This window comes from Thalassotalea sp. G20_0 (assembly GCF_017744175.1).
In the GTDB taxonomy this organism is placed as follows: Bacteria; Pseudomonadota; Gammaproteobacteria; order Pseudomonadales; family Endozoicomonadaceae; genus Endozoicomonas.
Window position 1 is genome coordinate 1 of sequence record NZ_JAGHQV010000449.1, and the last position, 598, is coordinate 598.

The following is a 598-nucleotide window of genomic DNA, read 5'->3' on the forward strand; positions in this document are numbered from 1 at the left end:
GGTTCTGCCACCGTGTATCAGCAGGGTTCGCAGGTAGGTATCGCCCCGTTTACTGATCCCCGGCAAGGTGGGTACGCCACCGGTAGACTGCTGTTTGGGTACCAGTCCAAGCCAGGCTGCCATTTCCAGGCCATTTTTAAATGCTGATATTGGCTGCGTATTCTATGCAAACTCTGGATAGTGATTAAAAAGTTTTTCACTAATGTCCATTGGTCTTACAATCGTTCTAATATATACCGCCATTCATTTGTAAAAATAACACGACGCCTTCAGCACGTACCCTTAAATAAAAAAATGAACCGGGAACTTTTACGACACTGCATTTTCGAATAAGAGAGTGCCCGGTAATTTTTTGTGCTCTCTAATTTGCTGTTATGCGTTACAACATTAAGAGCCCTGTTTATGATTCAGCAACCCGCTCAGCACCCCATTCAGCAACCAATTTGCGACAGCGCTTCTCAATGTTCAGGAAATGGCAACGAACATTCCTGGCTCGGCCATGGCGTTGCTGTTGCTAAAGCATTTGCGAAATCATTGATTCCAACGGAAGATCCTCACCTCGGTTTCAATTCCCGCAAAGCAGTGGAAGATCTTGTGC

General features: G+C 45.7%; 1 protein-coding gene and 1 pseudogene. One reads left to right on the forward strand and one right to left on the reverse strand.

Annotated elements, in window-relative coordinates:
• Nucleotides 1–141 (reverse strand): annotated as a pseudogene (locus tag J7438_RS26985) (transposase); the annotation flags it as partial.
• Nucleotides 142–402: 261 nt separating this feature from the next.
• Between J7438_RS26985 and J7438_RS26990 the strand changes: the two are divergent.
• The coding region (locus tag J7438_RS26990; RefSeq protein WP_209279097.1) for a hypothetical protein at nucleotides 403–598 on the forward strand (196 nt) is incomplete at its 3' end.